Below are 17,710 nucleotides of genomic sequence, written 5' to 3' on the forward strand. Positions count from 1 at the left end.
CATCGCCCCCCACTTATCCACTCCTCTTTTGGTAGCTAACAGCGTTTACCCATAGCGCGGAAGCGGCCCATTTCATTCAAATTTTCACTCCTAACACCATCCTATGAACTTCGCAGACCGCCTGAAACAACTCCCCTCCGCAAGCCACCTCGCCGCCTTGCACCTGCTGGGTGCTGACGGCCAGGTCCTCGCCAGCATCGAGAACAAGCCCGGCCAGACCGGGTCGCTGGTGGTGTATGCCGCGCTGGGGGCGCTGTATGGCGGCCGCATCACGCCCGCAGCCGCCAGCCTGGGGCTGGAGTGGTATGCCGAGCATGTGGCAGATGCGCGTGCCTTCCCCGGCAAACACCCCAACATCGACCGGCTGCTGGCCTGGGCGCAGGGCAGCGAGAGCTTTGGGGTGCAAGCGGTTTCGGCCTGATACAAAAAAGCCGCTGTGGCCACGGCGGCTTGTCGAAAAAGCCCGGGGCCATTCGTCGTAATAGGTGTGGGCTGGCTGGAATGCGCGGTATGGTTCTGCGGCCCACGCTTTCTTCCTCATCATCCACCCCGATGCCCCTTCAGGAGACCCGAGCATGACGACAGACAACACCACCGGCACCGTCACCCTGCACCGCGTGCTGCGCGCACCGGCCGAGCGCATCTACCGCGCGTTTCTGGATGCCGACGCCATGTGCAAATGGCTACCGCCCCATGGCTTTACGGGGCGGGTGCTGAGCCTGGACGCACGCGTGGGCGGCAGCTACCGCATGCAGTTCACCAACATGAGCAGCGGAGGCACGCACGCATTTGGCGGCGATTATGTGGAGCTGGTGCCGGGCGAGCGCATCGTGCACACCGACCGCTTTGACGACCCCAACCTGCCGGGCGAGATGCGCACCACCGTCCAGTTCAGGAAAGTGATCACGGGCACCGAGGTGTCCATCGTGCAGGCGGGCATCCCGGCGGTGATCCCCACCGAGATGTGCTACCTGGGCTGGCAGGAGTCGCTGCAGCTGCTGGCGCTGCTGGTGGAGCCGGAGATTCCGGGCGAATAAGCCACCCGCACACCGCGCCAGGCCCGGGTCACCGCAACCGCGTCACTTCAACCACTTGTCAGCGGCCTGCTTGATGGTGCCCCGGCTGTCCACCAGGCCCCACACAAAACCCATCACGCGCACATAGTCGGCGTCGTCGGTGGGCAGCATGAAGCCCAGGTAGTTCTTGGGCGTGAGCGGCGCATCCACAAACGCGGCGTGCAGGCGCGGGTCGGCCTTGGCGTAGTGCAGGGCTTCGTAGGTCTCGGTGATCATCACGTCGCCCTTGCCCTCGGCGATGAGTGCGGGGATCTCGGCGTTCTTGTCGTGCGTGCTGACCTGTGCGGCCTTGAGGTTGGCCAGCACATAGGTTTCGTTCGTGCCGCCGGGGTTCTTGATGACGCGCACCGTGGGCTGGTTCATGGCGTCCACGCTGGTGTACTTGGCCTTGTCGGCCGCGCGCACCAGGGCCACTTTGCCGAACGGGGCGTAGCCGGGCAGCATGTCAAAAATGCGCATGCGGTTGACGTTGCGGGTGATGCCGCCCACGGCCACGTCAAACTTGTCGCCCTGCAAATCCTTCACCAGGTTGGGCCACGAGGTCTGCACGTACTCGATCTTCACGCCCAGTTCCTTGGCCATGGTTTCGATCACGTCGATGTCGTGGCCGCTGTAGCCCGCGCCGGTCTTGATGGCAAACGGGCGGTAGTCGCCCGGCGTGCCCACGCGGATGACCTTGGCCTCCATGATCTTGTCGAGCCGGGGCCCCGCCTGCGCGGCCTGGCTGAAAAGGGACAGGGCGGTGACCAGGGCGGCGGCAGCCACGGCGAGTGTTTTCTTGGGGATCATGTGGGAAGTGCTCCAGAAGACAAAAGGAATGAAACCGGCCGCCAGGGCCACGCTGCGCGCACCCACCCTGGCAGAGCCGTCAAAAAGGATACGCCAACAAGCATGCAACATGCCACGCGCGTGCCCGGTGGTGGCTTCTTACGGGCACTGCCATCGTGCTGGGTTACCCTCCGGGGCCTGAAGACCCTTCACCGGCTTGCACCCACAGCAATCCACCCCCCATTACCCCATGGACTACCCAAGGAACACCATGAAAAAACTCAACGTCACCATCCAGCTCGAAATGACCGTCCCCGACGACTGGGCCCTGGTCGAAACCTCCGAGGGCACGCCGGTGATCCAGATGGCCGATGGCAAGTTTCTGGACATCGCCATCGAACCCCTGTTTGCCACCGACCCCGAAGACATGTGGAGCAGCACCGACAGCGAGGAAGAACTCCATGAGGTGCTGGACATGGTCGAGAGCGAGGCCGTGACCTACGAGTTTGTGACGCACTGACCAGCCCAGGCCGCCCGCCGTGCCGCCCCGTGCGCACTGGCGCGGGCGGGCCTTGCGGGCCCGCGCCCCCCTCGCAAGCTGCAGCCTGCGCAACCGCCGCTGTGACTGTGGCCGCTGAAACCGTCTTTTGCCACGCCCCCTCCATTCCTGTGCCCCACCCTACCCACACCGCCGCCGCCTTGACCCTCACCCGCCGCGCCGCATTGGCCAGCGCGGGTGGCCTGCTGCTCGCGCCCATCACGGGCCTGCACGCCAAGCCGCAACCCGCATCACCCACCACACCCGCCAAGCCCCCGGCAGCACCCACCGTGTGGCCCCAGGCGCTGCAGGTGCCGGGCGGTGTGGCCCGGTTGTCGCTGGGCCCCGCCGCTGCGCGGCCACAGGCGCTGGTGCGCCAGGGGGAGGTGGATGTGCCGCTGCTGGTGGTGGGCGACGCCATCGAGTGGACGGCCATCGTAGGCATACCGCTGGCGGCGGCGCCGGGCGATGCGGCCATCACCGTGCGGGCCGATGGCAGCGGCAGCCCGCGCCCGCTGCACTACGCCGTGGCGCCCAAGCGCTACAAAGAGCAGCACCTGCAGGTGTCGCCGCGCACGGTAGACCTCTCACCCGAGGACCAGGCCCGCTACGAGCGCGAGCGCGACCACCAGGCGCAGGTGATGGCCACCTTCAGCGAGCAGCCTGCGGGCCAGGCCCTGGCATCGCTGCGCATGCGCGTGCCGGTGCCCGGGCGGCGGTCCAGCTCGTTCGGGCTGCGGCGCGTGTTCAACGGCCAGCCGCGCAATCCGCACAGCGGCATGGACATTGCCGCCACCACGGGCACGCCCATCGTGGCGCCGCTGGCGGGCCGGGTGATTGACGTGGGCGACTACTTCTTCAACGGCGGCACGGTGTGGCTGGACCACGGCCAGGGCATGCTGAGCATGTACTGCCACCTGAGCCGCATGGATGTGCGCGTGGGCGATGTGCTGCAGGCGGGCGACGCGTTCTGCCAGGTAGGCGCCACCGGCCGGGTGACGGGGCCGCACCTGCACTGGGGCGTGATGCTGAACCGCACCATGGTGGACCCGGCGCTGTTTTTGTAACGGTTGCTGCACACGCCGTATGGCTTCGAAATTGCTGCCAATTTGATAGCAAAACAGGACCGCGCGACAGGCACCTTGCCTTCATATTTTCAAGAAAAAGAGAGCGCCACCCGGTTTTCGTGTGTTTCGCTTTGATGCCTTCTGCCGCGCAACCTGCCAGTGCTGCGTTGCACGCTAGTTGTGCGCGCGGTACAGCACGTTGGCACGGGTCAGGTGGTCGTGCATGGCCATTGCAGCGGCATCAGGGTCGCGCGCGGCAATGGCTTCGTAGATGCGGGTGTGTTCTGCCAGGGTGACCTGTTCTGCCCCGGGGGCGCGCACGATGGTCTGGTAGAAAGCGCTGGCCCAGTTGAACATTGCTTCGACGATGGCCGGAAAGATCGGATTGCCACTGATGACCGCAATCTCTCGGTGAAACAGCATGTCGCGGTTCACAAAGACGCTCAGGTCGCTCAGGGAAGCGCGGTGCGCATCCAGGCAGGCACGCAGGCGCTCAATGTCGGCATCGCTCGCCTTTTGTGCCGCAATACGGCACAGGCCGGTTTCGAGGAAGAGGCGCGCATCCTTGAGGTGGCCGAGCATGTCAGGCTGCATCTGCAGCAGGTGCTTGGCGCCGCCAGCGACCTGCTCAATCAGGAGGTCGGCCGTGGGCACCACCACCCGGGCGCGCTCGCCATGGGTGATCTCGACGATCCCGGACCGCGCAAGGTCCTGAAGTGCCTCGCGCACCGCAGGCCGCCCTACACCGTAGGCGTCCATCAGGTCCCGCTCTGACGGGAGATGGTCTCCGGCACCCCATTCGCCGGCCCGAATCCGGTTCATCAGGCGATCCACCACCTCCTGGTAGATTTTTCGTCTCTGGATAGGCTCGGAATTCATGGCGGTGGAGGATACCGTACCCCTGGCGTCGGCAGGACCTCCGGCGGATTCCCACGCAGCCACAGGCGGCTGCGGGTGGCCGCTAGCTCCCAGAAGCGCCAAAGCGGAGACTGTGTGTGGATCACCCGCTTCATGCGGCGGTGCCGCGCAGCGCCTGGCCAAAGAAGTCTTCGCCCCCCATTTGGCCGCCCTTGAGCACGATTTCAAGGCCATCCATCGCCGGGGTATCTGACCATGCTCGGCACAACGGGGCGCCAGGCACCAGCTGCGAATGCACCGTCAGCGCGGTGATGTCCAGGGCGCTGGCCACGGCACCCGAGCTGTCGCCACCCGCAATCGCCACGCGGCGTACGCCGGTCTGAGCGATGACCTCCTGCATGCAGCGCGCCAGCGCCTGCCCCACCATGGCATGGGCCTGCGGCACGGTCACCCCCGCGCGCATCGCCGCTTCAGGAAACTGCACGACATGCGGGTCGTCGGGCCCGCTGGCCGAGTAGATGAGGGGCGGGCGCCCTGCGGCAACCGCCTGCACCGCGCCTGTCACCACCCGTGCCACTTCGGCCTGTGCCACCTGCGCATCCAGCAGGCGCTCAACGACCAGGCGCTCGGTGGCAAAGCCATGGTTTTGCGCCCAGGCGATCTGCGCCGCCGTCACGGGTGAGCAGCTTCCGCTGACCGCCACCATGGATGCAGCAGGCTGCGTGCGTGCAAGTGCTGCACCGCCCGCCAGGGCACCGCTGTGCCGCCAATGCGCCACCAGCGCGTACTCCAGCCCGGACGACGAGGCAGAAAACACGCCGTTTCCGCGCTCTTCCCAAATTACCCGCCCGGCTTCGGCCAGTGTGCGGTCATCCACCACGTCCATCAAGACGACGGGTGGCGCGGCGGCATCGCGCAACGGCGCGAGGGCTTCCGGTCCGTGCCCGGAGTGCAGGCTGACCAGATCGATCAGCTCCAGCCGCCGCGGCGTCTGTTTTGCCAGGTGCTGCCTCAGATCGGCCTCGGGCATGGGGGTGACGGGGTGACGCGACATGGTGGGATGCCGGTCCAGGCGGTGCACCGTGCCTCCCATGGCAGCAAACAGGTTGCCAAAAGCCTGGTAGCGGCACAGGCGGGGCGCACCAATGACCATGGGCGACCAGGCGCCGCCCATGGCGGCCACACCCAGTTCGATGGCCTGACCGATGGAGCCGATCTCAGGGCTGGAGTCGAAGGTGGAGCAGACCTTGTATTGCAGGATGGGCGCCCCGAAGGCCTGCAGGACGGCAAAGGCCGCGGGCAGGTGCTCGCGCATCCAGGCCGGGCTGCGCCCGCGCGAGGTGCCGGCCAGGCCGATGCAGCGCATGTGCGCAAAGCGCTGCACCCAGGCGGCAGACGGTGGCTGCAGAAACAGCACGGTGGGAACGCCGGCCAGAGTAAAGGCCTCCATCACGTCGGTGGAGCCGGTGAAGTCGTCGCCGTAGTAGGCCAGCAGGGGCCCTTCGGGCAGGGCGTGGTCGGTGTGCACGTTCATCACCAAAAGCCCAGCGCCTGTTGCAGTTCGGGGCGGGCGGCAGCGTGCTGCGCCAGCGGCACATCGGCCACGGCTGCATCCCAGGCCTGGCGCAGCGCGGTCACCCCGGCAGGCACGCCCGCGGGGTGGCCGAAGATGCCGCCCCCGGCGGCAAAGATCAGGTCCTGGATGCCCGCAGCGGCATAGGTGGCAGCGGCGACCAGGCCGGTCTGGCCCGAGCTGAACACCGGCATGACATGCATGGGCGCATGCGGCCACAGCGGCTCGGTCACGGCCTGTACCGAGGCGCGCACCTGGTCGTCGCCCTCGCTGAACTTGTTGCCAAGGCCGTTAACGTGCAGGTGGTCGGCACCGGCCAGCCGCCAGAGCTTGTGCCAGGGGCGGTAGTCCCAGCCCAGCGCAGGGTGGCGGCTCAGGTAACCCCAGCCGTTGCGGTGGGCGTGGATGGGCAGGCTGCTGTGGCGACGCAGTTCGTGCAGCCCGCTCAGGCCCACCGAGTTGAGACTGACCATGACGCAGGTGCCGCCCTGGGCCTGCACGAAGTCGTGGCGTCGCTTCATCTCGTCGATCTCGCCCGTGAGGTTGAAGGCCACCATCACTTTGCGGCCCAGGCGGTCAGCGCCGGCGTGTACTTCGCGCATGACGGCGCGCACGCGGTCCTCGAACGGGCAATGGGGGCCGTCGGCCTGCAGCTCGTCATCCTTGATGAAGTCGATGCTGCCTGCAATGAGCTTTTGCACCTCGGCGGCGGTCTGCTCAGGGCCCATGCCCACGCTGGGTTTGAGGATGGTGCCTATCAACGGCCCATGCGCCACCCCCGCCAGCGCCCGCGTCCCGGTAATGCCAAACGCCGGCCCTGGGTAGACATTGGCAAACGCACTGGGCAAGTGCAGGTCGGTGATGCGCAGGCCCGAAACGCATTGCAGCTCAAACAGGTTGCCAGCCACCGTCGCCAGCACATTGGGAAGCGATGTGCCTATGTTGCCCAGCGGCCACGAGAGTTCCAGCTCGCAGCGAGTAAAGCGCGCGCCTGCGGCGTAGCGCCCGGGCAGGCTGGGGTGGTCCACGGTGTCCAGCACGGTCAGGCGCTCAACGCGAGCGCCACTGCGCTCCTTGAGTTCGGCTGTCTCGTTGGCGAGGGCTAAGAAAGTGCCGCTGGATTGCTCACCCGCAATGATCTCTGCGGCTTTGGCTGGGGACTCACTGGTTTCCAGCCAGTAACGCGCATGGATGCGATCGGAAGACGCAGGAGACTGCAGCATGTTCATTGGGAATTGGAAGTTGGAGCAGTAGGAGCGGATGGAGCCGCTGGCGCAGGCGCCACAACGGCCGCTTTGCGGGGGAACACCGCATCCCGAGCAAGCAGCGAAATGGAGGGGATGTAGGTGACCAGCATCAGACAACCCAGAATGACCAGCACAAACGGAAGCAGATGACCAATGATGCGGTCCAGGGAAATCTTGGCCACGGTACAGGCCGCAAACAGGTTGACGCCAAAGGGCGGCGTGATCATGCCCAGGGCCAGGTTGACAACCATGATCGTGCCGAAATGCACGGGGTCTACCCCGAAGTGGATGGCAACAGGCACCAGGATGGGCGCCAGAACAATGATGGCGGCCGAGGTTTCGATGAACATGCCGATGACAAAGAGCGCCGCATTCACGCCCAGCAGAAACCAGCCGGGCGAGCGCAGCACCTCGGTCAGCCACACGCCAATCGCATCCGGGATGCCAGCCCGTGTGATGAGGAAAGCGAACAGCCCCGCATTGGCAATGATGAACAGGATCACGGCGCTGGAGAGCACCGACTTGCGCAGCACCTGGACGAGGTCTGCGAGCCTGAGCTCGCGATGGATGAGCAGCCCCACCATCAAGGCGTAGAACACCGCAACCACGGATGCCTCGGTGGGCGTGAAGATGCCACCATAGATGCCCCCCAGGATGATCACCGGCATCAGGAGAGCCCACCCGGCCTCGCGCGTGGCCACCAGCGGAGGCAAACGGCCTTCGCCGTCTTGCTTGCCCCAGCCCTTGTAGCGTGCGTGCAGGTGCACAAACAGCATCAGCGCACCGCCAATCAGCAGGCCAGGACCCAGGCCCGCAACAAACAGCTCGCCAATGGACACTTCGGCGGCCACACCGAACAGGATCATGGGAATGGACGGCGGAATGATCACGCCCAGCTCTGCTGCCGTGGCCTGCAATGACGCGGCATAGCTGGTGGGATAGCCATGCTTGACCAGCGCAGGGATCAGGATGGACCCGATGGCGAACGTGGTGGCCACCGAAGAGCCTGATACGGCCGCAAAAATCATGCAGGTGAGCACGCAGCTCATGGGCAAACCGCCTTGCACGCCGCCCACCAGCGATTTCGCGAAATGGACCAGGCGGCGAGAGATGCCACCGTTCTCCATCAAGTTTCCGGCGAGGATGAAAAACGGTACGGCGGCCAGCGGAAAGCGGTCGATGGCGGAAAACATTTCCTTGGGAACAAGGATGAGCCGCGCCGGGTCGAAGAACGCCAGCCCCAGGATGGCAGAGCCACCAATGGAAACGGCGATGGACACGCTGAACACGAAGCCCAGCAACATGGTGACAAGCAGGGTGAGCGACATGGCTTGGGGTGTACAGGTTGACGCAGCAGAGGACTACTGCGCGGTAGAAAGCTCGTCGTCCACGGGGTCGAGGTGGTGAGCCACCACAGCCAGCATGGCAAGCAGCGCGCCCACAGGCAACGCGGCGTATGCCCAGCCCATCGACAGATCCATGCTGGCAAATGTCTGGAAACGCACGCGCTGCACCAGGTCCAGCCCAAACCACGCCAGCACAACGAGAAACAGGAGGTTGACCGTGGTGATAGTCCCGCGCACCACCTTGCGCCATGCGCCCTTCGAGACACGCAGCATCAGGTCCACCGAGACCAGGGCACCTTGACGGAACGCCGCCACAATGCCCAGCGCCACCATCCAGATCAACAACCGCCGCATGGCTTCTTCCGTCCAGGAAGAGGGCTGCTGGAACAAAAACCGGGCGATCACCTGCCACAGCCCCAGGCACGAGACGATGGCGAGCAAGCCACATGCAACAGCCATGCTCAGGCTGGTCAAGCCACGGTCAAGGCGGAGTATGAGATTTTTCATGGATGGGAACGGTGGACCCAGGGGCTGCAGGCACGCCACGGCCGCCATCGGCGCGTGGAATGGCCCGGCCCTGACGGACCACCCTGAACAAGAACCAAGGAAGCGGAGAGTGCGCACCCAGGGGTGCGGCCCCCGCTGACGAAGAACGCAGCAGTCCGGGTGAACTACTTCACGGCCTGGATGCTGGCAATGCGCTCTGCACCGAACTCCCGGGCATAGGCCGTATAAGCGGGCGCCACAGCTTTGCGGAAGCTGTCGCCATTGACGTTTTCGTCAATCTGCATGCCGTCCTTGCGCAGCTCAGCGATGCCGTTGGCTTCGTCATCATTGACCTTTTTGCGCTGGACGGCGGCGGCCTTGCGCGCGGCCGCAGTGAACACCTGCTTGTCGGCCTCGGACAGCTTGCCCCAGATCGCAGGAGAGAGCACCAGCACCGCTGGCGAGTACACATGCTTGGTCAGAGACAGGTACTTTTGGACCTGGGACAGCTTGGCAGAAAGGATCACGGGGATGGGGTTTTCCTGTCCATCCACGGTCCCTTGTTGCAGCGCGGTGAAAACTTCGGGCCAGGCCATCGGCGTGGGCATGATGCCGAAGGTCTTGTAGCCCTCCATGTGCACCTTGTTTTCCATGGTGCGCATCTTCAGACCACGCGCATCTTCTGCACTGTGGATCGCGCGCTTGCTGTTGGTCATGTGGCGAAAGCCGTTCTCGGTCCACGCCAGCCCGACGATGCCTTTGGCCGTCATCTTGGACAACAGCTCCTGCCCGATAGGGCCGTCCATCACCTTGCGGGCATGGTCGTAGTCGCGGAACAGGAAAGGAATATCGACGATCTTCACCTCGGGCACAAAGTTTCCAAGGGCGCCCGTGGACACGTTGGCTGCATCCTGGGTGCCCAGCTGAACGGCTTCGATCATCTCGCGCTCACCACCGAGCGAATTGTTGGGAAACTGCTGGCACTTGTAGCGACCCTGGGTCCCCGCGTCCACGGCATCACAAAACGCCACAGCCCCCATACCGTAGTGCGAGTTGAGGGCGTTGGAGTAGCCAATCTTGAGCACAGTCTGCGCTTGCGCGCCTGCGTGCAGAAACAGGCAAGCCATCAAGGCGGCGGCCTTGGTCATCGAACGGCGAAAAGTTTTGTTCATCGTTTTGTCTCCTGTGTGGTGGTTTTTTCAAACATGACGGGGGCGCAACACAACCCAGGCCAGCACGCACCACCAAGGCGGGCGGCTTTGCACACTGCTTTTTGCGGAAGCCCCGGGAAAGATGCGCGCGCGGTGCCCAGGCAATCAGGTAATGCGACGGATGCTTTCCGCAATCTCGTCCTTGTCGAACACGTTTTTCCAGTCATCCCGCATGAGGCGGGGCTTGCCATGGACGATGGCCTTGTTGCAGGCATCGGAGAACTGGCCGGGAATCTGCTTGAAGATCACCGCGCTCAGGATGGTCATGTGGCCCAGCAGGAAATCGCGGGCCGCATCGGCAGGCACGCCCCGGGCGATCACTTCGTCCATGGCCTCCCGCATCACATCGAGCAAGGTGGCGCAAACAGTTTCTGAAAGGCCGGGCTCCAGCATCGCCATCTGCTCCACCGTCACGCGGTACGAGCGCTCAATCGGCTGATAGATGGTTTTGGCAATCGACTCACCCAGATCAAAAGCCGACTCGGGCCCCTGCATCAGCGCGCTCACGACCGACTGCGGCGCGGCCACTCCGCCAAAGTAGTCGGGCGAACCTGCCTGGTGCGCCCGGGGGTGGAAGATCGAAGGGTGACAAGGGTGCGCCACGAAATACACCAGATCGGCCCGATCCGGCAGATGCCCGGCAAAAGGCGCCGCCGCATCCAGCGTCATCACCATCGTGCCCGGCTTGAGCTGCGGCGCCATGTCGGCAGCCAACCGGCCAATCAGCGTATCCGGCACGGCAAGGATCACCACATCCACGCCATCCAGCGCCTGCGCCATGGGCACGCATTCAACACCCACCTCGGTGCGCAAGCGCTCCTGACCCACGGCGCTTGGCTCGACGTGGCGCACCTCATAGGGCGAGCCCTTCAAGTTCTGCGACAGGCGAACCCCCATCTTCCCCCCTGCGCCAAACAGCGCAATCTTTGCGGTCATGTATCTCTCCATCGTTGGCAAGAGTGCGGCTGAATGCCGCCCCCCTGAGTCACCGGAGATGGCCTGCGGATCGGGCCATCTTTCTGGTGTGATGGTATGACGAGTACATCATCATCTATAGAGGGTTTTCCCGGGACTGTCGCTCCGTGATCCCGCTGCGCTGAAGGCCCGACAAGGGTTCAACCGCCGAGGACATGGAGGACGCACACCTCGCATCTATGAGGCAAAACCAGCGCGTTCCATGAAGCACACCTCGCATGCCGAAGTGCTATCCATTCAATAGCGTGATATGAATATTTGGCAAGCACCTTGAGCCCCTCTTACACCTAAACTACCCACTGCATTTACCCAATCTGCACCGCACGGCCCCGGTGCCCGCCCTGGCGGCACGACCAGCCCTACCTGCCCCACGCCTCCCATGACCCGCCCTGCCCCACCCCGCCTGATCCGCTTCAACAAACCCTATGGCGTGCTCAGCCAGTTCACGGCCGAGGGCAAGTGGCAGGGGCTGAAGGACTACATCGACCTGCCCGGCGTGTACGTGGCCGGGCGCCTGGACGCCGACAGCGAAGGCCTGCTGCTGCTGACCAACAGCGGCCCGCTGCAAGCCCACATTGCCGACCCGCGCTTCAAGATGGAGAAAACCTACTGGGTGCAGGTGGAAGGCATACCGGATGAAGCCGCGCTGGCCGCGCTGCGCAGCGGCGTGGTGCTGAACGACGGTCCCACCCTGCCCGCCCGCGCACGGCTGCTGGAACCCGCGCCCGCCGTGTGGGAGCGCAACCCGCCCATCCGCGAACGCAAAAACATCCCCACGGCGTGGATCGAACTCATCATCCGCGAGGGCCGCAACCGCCAGGTGCGCCGCATGACGGCCGCCGTCGGGCACCCCACACTGCGGCTGATCCGCGCAGTCATCGGCCCCCACACGCTCGACGGCCTGGCGCCCGGCACCTGGGCCGACGCCGATGCAGGCAGCTACGCCGCCAGCGCCCCCATGCGCCGCGACAGCGCCGAGCCCCGCGCGCGCAAGAACCCACGCAAGCCGTCGGCGTAGTCCGGCCCCACGGCCTGCTGGACCGAGGTGCGGGCGGCCAATGCGGTGCGCCAGTGCGCCACCTGCGGCAGCCCCTGCCACAGGCCCAGGTCGTCCACGCCCGGCAGGTCATCGATCACATCGAAGTACCGGAACACGGGGCCAAACACTGCGTCCACCATGCCAAAGTCTGCCCCCGCGAAATAGGGGCCGGGGCCGCTGCGTTGCACCAGCGCGTGTTCGATCTGCACAAAACGGCTGCGCAGCTCCTGCGCGCGGCCCTGCAGGGTGGCCTCGTCGGGCGCGGAGTAGAACGCGCCGATGGTGCCCAGCAACGCAGAGCCAAACTCCATCCAGGCCCGGTGGCGTGCGCGCTGCAGCGGGTCTTGCGGGTGCAGCGCGGGCATGGCCACATCGTCCAGGTATTCGCAGATCACGGCCGACTCGAACAGGCTCTGGCCGCGCACCTGCAGCACGGGTGTCTTGCCCAGGGGCGAGAGGGCCAGGAACCAGTCGGGCTTGTTCGCCAGGTCGATGGTGCGGCGCTCGAACGCCAGGCCCTTTTCGTGCAGCACGATGGCCACGCGCTGCACGTAGGGGCACAGTGCGTGCGAGACCAGCGTGAGCGCGGGTGCGGCCCCGGTCACGACAACAGCCCCTCGGCGCGCAGTGCGACCTGCACCTGCGGGCGGGCTGCCACGCGCGCCATCCAGGCCTGCAGGTGCGGGTAGGCGGTGAGCGGGATGCCCAGCAGGTTCGACCAGTTGACGATGGTGAAGCCATAGGCATCGGCCACGCTGTAACGGCCCGCCAGGAAGTCGCTGCGCGACAGCACGGCATCCATCTCGGCAAACCGCACGGCCAGTTTGGCCCGCACAGCCTGGCGCGTGGAGTCTGCCGTCTCCTTGTGCCACAGCCAGGGGCTGAAGCCCTTGTGCAGCTCGGTGCTGACGAAGGTGAGCCACTCCAGCACCGCCAGGCGTTCGCGCGAGCCAGGCTGGCCGATGAGGGCCTGTGCCGGATCCAGGTCGGCCACGTACTGCAGCAAGGCTGCGGCTTCGGTGTGGCGCGAGTGGTCGTCCAGCTCCAGCAGGGGCACATAGCCACGCGGCGAGATGTCGAGGTAGTTGGTGCCGGTTTCGGTGGTGTGGCGGGCCAGATCGACCTTGACCAGGTCGAAAGAGGCGCCCACCTCACGCAGGGCAATGTGGACGGCGAGCGAGCAGGCGCCAGGGGCGTGGTAGAGCTTCATGATGGCAAAGTGCTTTCTTGGGTGTGCAAGGTGAAGGTCGCCCCCGGAGACCACAGGCGGGCACCGGGCGGCACACAGAATCTATGCTTGCACCTACGCAAACAAAATCCGCAGCCATGAAATCAACCATTGCACCAACGCAATATCGTCTGGGCGCTGCCGAGCTGGAAGTGCTGCTGGCCATGGTGCGCACCGGCACACTGGCGGCGGCGGGCGAGCGGCTGGGGGTGGATGCATCCACCGTGTTCCGCGCCATCCAGCGCATCGAGCGCGGGCTGGGCCAGCCGCTGTTCGAGCGCTCGCGAGCGGGCTACCGCGCCTCGGAACTAGCCCAGGCACTGGCCGAACAGGCCGAGCGTGTGGAGGCCGCGCTGGAAGCCGCGCGCACCGCAGCGCAGGCCCAGCCAGAGCAGATCACGGGCACGGTGCGCATCTCCACCACCGACACCATCCTGCACGGCCTCATCGCCCCGGCCCTGCAGCAGCTGCAGCCCCAGCACCCGGCCCTGGCGTACGAGTTGCACGCGGGCAACGAGCTGGTGAGCCTCACGCGGCGTGACACCGACATCGCCGTGCGTGCCACCAAGCGCCCGCCGCAGCACCTGGTGGGCCGGCAGCTGGGCATGGTCCGCGCAGCGCTCTACACCGCCGCAGCCAGCCCGCTGGCCCTGTCCGACGTGGAGGCGGGCCACGCCGCCTGGATCGCCCCGGACGACGCCCTGCCCGACCACCCCTCGGTGCGCTGGCGCAAGAAGCGTTTTCCCAAGGCGCAACCCACCTACCGCGTGAACAGCCTGCTCACGGTGATGGAGCTGGTGGCGCTGGGCATGGGCGTCGGCGTGCTGCCGATCTTTCTGGCGCAGGCCCGCAGCGACCTGCGCCCGCTCACCGGGTCGCTGGCCGACTGCGAGACCGAGCTGTGGCTGCTGACGCACCCCGAGTCGCGCCACCTGCGGCGCATTGCGGCGGTGTATGGGCACCTGGCGGAGACGGTGCGGATGCCGTGACACAGGGCAAACCGTACAGGAGAGCCGCGAGGTGGGCGCGCTGGCCATGGGCGCGCGCACCTACAAGTGGATGCGGAAACACGCCGTCGACGCCGGGCAACCGTGGCCCTACGCGCAGCCGACCTGGGTGTTCAGCTCGCGCACCCAGCGCGGCGATGTGCGGCCGGTGCACCGGGCCACGGTGCAGGCGGCGGCAGGGCGTAGGCCGGCGGGGTAGTCCTCAGTCATGGCTATGTGGTGCGGCACGTCAAGACCTCAATGTTTCTTGGGAGTCCTGCACCGTCCAAGCAATCGACAAATGACTGCTGCGAGGATTCGCGTCAGTCTGCTGGGAGCCCGTCGGCTAAAAAATCCCAGGCGATGAACACTTCGCCAAACTCGAATGCACTGCTTGACTCACCGAGGCGCATCTGCATTCAGGTCTGAACCCAGCATGCAGTCACGCGCTTTTTAGCTGAGCACTGTCATCTCTTCAGAATGAAAAAAGACAGCGATAAAAATCCCAAGGTAAAGCCAAAGGCGATGGCATGCAGGCCAAAAAATTCCAACAAAAAAATAGTGAAATCAACCCGTGCGGAAGCTGAACCGTCAAACTTCCTCGCCCGATTTTCACCAGTATCTCCACTGGAAAATCTGGATAAAAAATAGATCAACACCCTGACGGTGATCACAACAGCCAGAACGACGGCCATGACCACACCAGACAAGAGAGATGTTCGGTAGTGCCCCAAACCTTCAATCGTGGCGAAGTAATAGAACAGACCTGCGGCCCCCAATACCGCCAGGAAGAAGAACGCCATCTGACGCTTGATCAAGAAATCAAAAACATCATTCATGAATCACCCCCAGCACCATTTCTTTTCATTCGGGAAAGTCGTTCGATCATCTGTTCTGCCGCCATTCGCATCTCCAAAGCCAGAGATCAAGCCCAGGGCGCGACTGTAAGCAGCCTCACCGAGAGGAAGTGGTCAGGTGCAGCGATATCCACGCGGTATTTTCAGTAAAAACGCCGTGTCGAATCTCCACTTCTCGCCGAGTGCGAATGTTCGGCATCGCAGCACGGGAAAGCGTAGGACCTTGCTGCCAACACGTTGTCAGCAGCCTCGCACTATGGTGTCGGCACCCACAACGCAGACCCCACCCCCAGCATTCATCCCATGACCTCCACCCAGTTCTACGGCGCAGCCAGCCTCGATGGCTTCATCGCCACGCCCGACCACGACCTGGGCTGGCTGCTGCAGTTTGGCGAGATCGAAGGCTCCAGCTACCCCGCCTTCATCCGCGATGTGGGCGCGCTGGCCATGGGGTCGCACACCTATGAATGGATGCTGAAACACGCCATCGACGCGGGACAGCCGTGGCCTTACGCGCAACCCACATGGGTATTCAGCTCGCGCACTCTGCGGGGCATTGCGGGCGCCGATGTGCGCTTTGTGCGCGGCGATGTGCGGCCGGTGCACCAGGCCATGGTGCAGGCGGCAGCGGGGTGCAATGTGTGGATTGTGGGCGGGGGTGAGCTGGTAGGGCAGTTTTACGACGCGGGCCTGCTCGACGAGCTGATCGTGCAGATCGCCCCGGTAACGCTGGGCGCAGGCACGCCGCTGTTGCCGCGCCGGATCGCCCAACCGGCGCTGCGCCTGACGTCGGTGACCACGCTGGGCGGCCTGTTTGCGGAGCTGCGCTACGCGGTGCCGCGCCCTGAGAGCGACTAACAAAAATCCCCTGGCGTCGTTGTTCCGCCTTGTCGTACCGCTTGTACTGCCTGCGTCGGGGCCCTCAAGTCCCCGCCTCAGCCTCCGCTGGCCTGGGCCTGGTCGATGATGAGGTAGCGCTTGACCAGGTCGAAGAAACTTTCGTAGAAGGTGTCTTTGGAGATGGTCTCACTGCCCACCTTGACCAGCGATTCGCTGCTGGAAGAGAACGGCAGCGACACCGAGCCGATGGCGCCCACGCCCACGCTGGCCGAGTTGTTGGTCTTGCGCAGGGCGTAGGTGTCCTGCAGCGCGGTCACAAAGCCCAGGCTCACCTTGCCGTCATTGGCCTCGGGCACACACACCACACGCACCACCATCTGCAGGTGCGACTCGGCCTCGGGCTGAAAGCTTTTTTTGCCTTCGATCAGCTCGGCCTGCTGGGTAGAGATCACATAGCCCTGGCTCAGCAGTGCGCGGCGCGATGCCTCGCAGGTCTGGACAGGCGTGGCGTCGAACAGGCGCGAGTAGGTGGCCACGGAGCCAAAGTTTTCCTGCACCTCGAAGGTCTTGGCGGTGGTGCCCACACAACCCGCCAGCAGCAGGGCCGATGCACCGCCCGCCACGGCCATTGCCAGCGCCCGCAGCAGGGCCCGGCCTGGCACGTGGGCCACCGGAGTGGCGTGGGGCAAGGGGCAATCCGTCGGGGAGTTTGGTGTCATGTCTGGTTTTCTTCATGCGGCGCAACAGGCTGCTCTGACGGCACAGGCCGTGCGCGGTTCCATCGATTTTAGGGAGCGGCCCGCCCTTCGGCAGCCATATGACCAAGGTTTGGCCGGGGTTTGAACGGGGTTTATCGCCGTGCCAGCCATCATCCGGCAAGTTATACCCGCCGCATGTGCAGCAAGTTGTGGATAACCCGCAGAACAACCCCGAGAAACGGCGCCAGTGCGTGGTTTCAGCGCGCTGCACAAAAAACCGGCAGCCCCGCGCAACGCAGCGCCTGCGCCCCAGTTCGGCATGAAGAGAGGCCTGCAGCAGCTACACTATTGATAGCTATCAGCGCTCTCCCATTGCGCGCAGACGGCCAAAAAGACTTGTAAAGAACGGCAACCTTCCAGGCCACAGGCCTGGCAGCGCCCGCACCACTCCTTCCCCTCCCGTGCCCCTCGCTTCCCTGCTCTGCCAGGTCGTCGCCATCAGCGACGGCGACACCCTCACCGCCCGCTGCGGCGTGCCTGGCGCCTACCAGCAGGTCAAGGTGCGCATTGCCGCCATCGATGCGCCCGAGTCACGCCAGGCGTTTGGCCAGAAGTCGCGGCAGAACCTGGCACGGCTGTGCTTCAGGCAGCGCGCCACGCTGCAGCCGGTGGATGAAGACAACTACGGCCGCACGGTGGCCCATGTGCGCTGCGGCAGCGCCGACGTGGCCACGGCCCAGGTGCGCGCGGGCCTGGCCTGGGTGTACACGCCGTATGCCGAATCACGTCCGGAGCTGGCAGCTTTGCAGTCAAAGGCGCGCAGCAACGGTGCCGGCCTGTGGTCGCAAAAGCGGCCGCTGGCGCCGTGGGACTACCGGCACCGGCGCAGCCAGCGCTGAACGGGGCTGGAGAGGGAT

At 65.1% G+C, this 17,710-nt stretch carries 20 protein-coding genes; 8 read left to right on the top strand and 12 right to left on the bottom strand.

Features of this window, described 5'->3' with window-relative positions; genetic code table 11:
- Positions 1-103 precede the first annotated feature (103 nt).
- Both ACSQ3O_RS19200 and ACSQ3O_RS19205 read left to right on the top strand, forming a co-directional pair.
- On the top strand, positions 104-421 hold the full coding sequence (locus tag ACSQ3O_RS19200) for a DUF2322 family protein (protein ID WP_137745693.1): 318 nt from the start codon (positions 104-106) through the stop codon (positions 419-421).
- A 154-nt stretch (positions 422-575) separates the two neighbouring features.
- Positions 576-1,037: an SRPBCC family protein gene (locus ACSQ3O_RS19205; protein WP_436140096.1), complete on the top strand. Its 462-nt coding sequence runs from the start codon at positions 576-578 to the stop codon at positions 1,035-1,037.
- 42 nt (positions 1,038-1,079) lie between these two features.
- On the opposite strand, the gene ACSQ3O_RS19210 is transcribed toward ACSQ3O_RS19205, so the two are convergent.
- Positions 1,080-1,865 (bottom strand): transporter substrate-binding domain-containing protein, encoded by a 786-nt coding sequence (locus ACSQ3O_RS19210; RefSeq protein WP_436140097.1) that lies wholly within the window; start codon positions 1,863-1,865, stop codon positions 1,080-1,082.
- 250 nt (positions 1,866-2,115) lie between these two features.
- On the opposite strand from ACSQ3O_RS19210, the gene ACSQ3O_RS19215 reads away from it, so the two are divergent.
- Together ACSQ3O_RS19215 and ACSQ3O_RS19220 are read left to right on the top strand one after the other, a co-directional pair.
- Complete coding sequence (locus tag ACSQ3O_RS19215; protein ID WP_063463119.1) at positions 2,116-2,364, top strand: hypothetical protein; 249 nt, start codon at positions 2,116-2,118, stop codon at positions 2,362-2,364.
- A 143-nt stretch (positions 2,365-2,507) separates the two neighbouring features.
- Positions 2,508-3,449 carry a peptidoglycan DD-metalloendopeptidase family protein gene (locus tag ACSQ3O_RS19220; protein WP_436141150.1) on the top strand — a complete coding sequence of 314 codons (942 nt, stop codon included), beginning with the start codon at positions 2,508-2,510 and terminating at the stop codon, positions 3,447-3,449.
- A 174-nt stretch (positions 3,450-3,623) separates the two neighbouring features.
- On the opposite strand, the gene ACSQ3O_RS19225 is transcribed toward ACSQ3O_RS19220, so the two are convergent.
- The 7 genes from ACSQ3O_RS19225 to ACSQ3O_RS19255 all read right to left on the bottom strand — a co-directional run bounded on the left by ACSQ3O_RS19225 (position 3,624) and on the right by ACSQ3O_RS19255 (position 11,106).
- A complete protein-coding gene (locus tag ACSQ3O_RS19225; protein ID WP_436140098.1) occupies positions 3,624-4,328 on the bottom strand; it encodes a transcriptional regulator NanR in 705 nt (234 codons plus the stop codon).
- Positions 4,329-4,458: 130 nt separating this feature from the next.
- A complete protein-coding gene (gene oiaK / locus ACSQ3O_RS19230) occupies positions 4,459-5,841 on the bottom strand; it encodes a 3-oxo-isoapionate kinase OiaK (RefSeq protein ID WP_436140099.1) in 1,383 nt (460 codons plus the stop codon).
- Positions 5,841-7,109, bottom strand: a complete 1,269-nt coding sequence (locus tag ACSQ3O_RS19235; RefSeq protein WP_436140100.1) for a ribulose-bisphosphate carboxylase large subunit family protein — start codon at positions 7,107-7,109, stop codon at positions 5,841-5,843. Before ACSQ3O_RS19235 ends, oiaK begins: the two co-directional genes overlap by 1 nt.
- Entirely contained in the window at positions 7,106-8,455 is a 1,350-nt protein-coding gene (locus ACSQ3O_RS19240) for a TRAP transporter large permease (RefSeq protein ID WP_436140101.1), read from the bottom strand. The genes ACSQ3O_RS19235 and ACSQ3O_RS19240 overlap by 4 nt, the downstream gene beginning before the upstream one ends.
- A 33-nt stretch (positions 8,456-8,488) precedes the next feature.
- Complete coding sequence (locus tag ACSQ3O_RS19245) at positions 8,489-8,932, bottom strand: TRAP transporter small permease (RefSeq protein ID WP_249367903.1); 444 nt, start codon at positions 8,930-8,932, stop codon at positions 8,489-8,491.
- Positions 8,933-9,144: 212 nt separating this feature from the next.
- Entirely contained in the window at positions 9,145-10,131 is a 987-nt protein-coding gene (locus ACSQ3O_RS19250) for a TRAP transporter substrate-binding protein (protein ID WP_375708135.1), read from the bottom strand.
- 144 nt (positions 10,132-10,275) lie between these two features.
- On the bottom strand, positions 10,276-11,106 hold the full coding sequence (locus ACSQ3O_RS19255; RefSeq protein WP_436140102.1) for a phosphogluconate dehydrogenase C-terminal domain-containing protein: 831 nt from the start codon (positions 11,104-11,106) through the stop codon (positions 10,276-10,278).
- 418 nt (positions 11,107-11,524) lie between these two features.
- On the opposite strand from ACSQ3O_RS19255, the gene ACSQ3O_RS19260 reads away from it, so the two are divergent.
- Entirely contained in the window at positions 11,525-12,163 is a 639-nt protein-coding gene (locus tag ACSQ3O_RS19260) for a pseudouridine synthase (RefSeq protein WP_436140103.1), read from the top strand.
- Here the strand turns inward: ACSQ3O_RS19260 and ACSQ3O_RS19265 are convergent.
- Both ACSQ3O_RS19265 and gstA read right to left on the bottom strand, forming a co-directional pair.
- Positions 12,085-12,789 (bottom strand): glutathione S-transferase family protein, encoded by a 705-nt coding sequence (locus tag ACSQ3O_RS19265; RefSeq protein WP_436140104.1) that lies wholly within the window; start codon positions 12,787-12,789, stop codon positions 12,085-12,087. The two genes, ACSQ3O_RS19260 and ACSQ3O_RS19265, sit on opposite strands and share 79 nt — an antisense overlap.
- Positions 12,786-13,394 carry a glutathione transferase GstA gene (gstA, locus tag ACSQ3O_RS19270; protein ID WP_436140105.1) on the bottom strand — a complete coding sequence of 203 codons (609 nt, stop codon included), beginning with the start codon at positions 13,392-13,394 and terminating at the stop codon, positions 12,786-12,788. Before gstA ends, ACSQ3O_RS19265 begins: the two co-directional genes overlap by 4 nt.
- A gap of 116 nt (positions 13,395-13,510) precedes the next feature.
- On the opposite strand from gstA, the gene ACSQ3O_RS19275 reads away from it, so the two are divergent.
- Positions 13,511-14,401, top strand: a complete 891-nt coding sequence (locus tag ACSQ3O_RS19275) for a LysR family transcriptional regulator (protein ID WP_436140106.1) — start codon at positions 13,511-13,513, stop codon at positions 14,399-14,401.
- A 464-nt stretch (positions 14,402-14,865) separates the two neighbouring features.
- On the opposite strand, the gene ACSQ3O_RS19280 is transcribed toward ACSQ3O_RS19275, so the two are convergent.
- On the bottom strand, positions 14,866-15,237 hold the full coding sequence (locus ACSQ3O_RS19280) for a hypothetical protein (RefSeq protein ID WP_436140107.1): 372 nt from the start codon (positions 15,235-15,237) through the stop codon (positions 14,866-14,868).
- 321 nt (positions 15,238-15,558) lie between these two features.
- On the opposite strand from ACSQ3O_RS19280, the gene ACSQ3O_RS19285 reads away from it, so the two are divergent.
- The gene (locus tag ACSQ3O_RS19285; RefSeq protein WP_436140108.1) at positions 15,559-16,113 is read left to right on the top strand and encodes a dihydrofolate reductase family protein; all 555 of its coding nucleotides are present in this window, start codon (positions 15,559-15,561) and stop codon (positions 16,111-16,113) included.
- A gap of 77 nt (positions 16,114-16,190) precedes the next feature.
- Here ACSQ3O_RS19285 and ACSQ3O_RS19290 read toward each other — a convergent pair whose 3' ends face one another.
- Positions 16,191-16,724 carry a DUF2242 domain-containing protein gene (locus ACSQ3O_RS19290; RefSeq protein WP_137745738.1) on the bottom strand — a complete coding sequence of 178 codons (534 nt, stop codon included), beginning with the start codon at positions 16,722-16,724 and terminating at the stop codon, positions 16,191-16,193.
- A gap of 530 nt (positions 16,725-17,254) precedes the next feature.
- On the opposite strand from ACSQ3O_RS19290, the gene ACSQ3O_RS19295 reads away from it, so the two are divergent.
- A complete protein-coding gene (locus tag ACSQ3O_RS19295) occupies positions 17,255-17,692 on the top strand; it encodes a thermonuclease family protein (protein WP_436140109.1) in 438 nt (145 codons plus the stop codon).
- Positions 17,693-17,710: the final 18 nt, after the last annotated feature.

Source organism: Acidovorax sp. LjRoot74 (assembly GCF_964254355.1).
Taxonomy (GTDB): Bacteria; Pseudomonadota; Gammaproteobacteria; order Burkholderiales; family Burkholderiaceae_C; genus Acidovorax.

Excerpts from the sequence above, each read along its gene's own strand:
- ACSQ3O_RS19200 (WP_137745693.1), top strand. The coding sequence starts at position 104 with ATGAACTTCGCAGACCGCCTGAAACAACTCCCCTCCGCAAGCCACCTC.
- ACSQ3O_RS19205 (WP_436140096.1), top strand. The coding sequence starts at position 576 with ATGACGACAGACAACACCACCGGCACCGTCACCCTGCACCGCGTGCTG.
- ACSQ3O_RS19210 (WP_436140097.1), bottom strand. The coding sequence starts at position 1,865 with ATGATCCCCAAGAAAACACTCGCCGTGGCTGCCGCCGCCCTGGTCACC.
- ACSQ3O_RS19215 (WP_063463119.1), top strand. The coding sequence starts at position 2,116 with ATGAAAAAACTCAACGTCACCATCCAGCTCGAAATGACCGTCCCCGAC.
- ACSQ3O_RS19225 (WP_436140098.1), bottom strand. The coding sequence starts at position 4,328 with ATGAATTCCGAGCCTATCCAGAGACGAAAAATCTACCAGGAGGTGGTG.
- oiaK (WP_436140099.1), bottom strand. The coding sequence starts at position 5,841 with ATGAACGTGCACACCGACCACGCCCTGCCCGAAGGGCCCCTGCTGGCC.
- ACSQ3O_RS19235 (WP_436140100.1), bottom strand. The coding sequence starts at position 7,109 with ATGAACATGCTGCAGTCTCCTGCGTCTTCCGATCGCATCCATGCGCGT.
- ACSQ3O_RS19240 (WP_436140101.1), bottom strand. The coding sequence starts at position 8,455 with ATGTCGCTCACCCTGCTTGTCACCATGTTGCTGGGCTTCGTGTTCAGC.
- ACSQ3O_RS19245 (WP_249367903.1), bottom strand. The coding sequence starts at position 8,932 with ATGGCTGTTGCATGTGGCTTGCTCGCCATCGTCTCGTGCCTGGGGCTG.
- ACSQ3O_RS19250 (WP_375708135.1), bottom strand. The coding sequence starts at position 10,131 with ATGAACAAAACTTTTCGCCGTTCGATGACCAAGGCCGCCGCCTTGATG.
- ACSQ3O_RS19255 (WP_436140102.1), bottom strand. The coding sequence starts at position 11,106 with ATGACCGCAAAGATTGCGCTGTTTGGCGCAGGGGGGAAGATGGGGGTT.
- ACSQ3O_RS19260 (WP_436140103.1), top strand. The coding sequence starts at position 11,525 with ATGACCCGCCCTGCCCCACCCCGCCTGATCCGCTTCAACAAACCCTAT.
- gstA (WP_436140105.1), bottom strand. The coding sequence starts at position 13,394 with ATGAAGCTCTACCACGCCCCTGGCGCCTGCTCGCTCGCCGTCCACATT.
- ACSQ3O_RS19275 (WP_436140106.1), top strand. The coding sequence starts at position 13,511 with ATGAAATCAACCATTGCACCAACGCAATATCGTCTGGGCGCTGCCGAG.
- ACSQ3O_RS19280 (WP_436140107.1), bottom strand. The coding sequence starts at position 15,237 with ATGAATGATGTTTTTGATTTCTTGATCAAGCGTCAGATGGCGTTCTTC.
- ACSQ3O_RS19285 (WP_436140108.1), top strand. The coding sequence starts at position 15,559 with ATGACCTCCACCCAGTTCTACGGCGCAGCCAGCCTCGATGGCTTCATC.
- ACSQ3O_RS19290 (WP_137745738.1), bottom strand. The coding sequence starts at position 16,724 with ATGGCCGTGGCGGGCGGTGCATCGGCCCTGCTGCTGGCGGGTTGTGTG.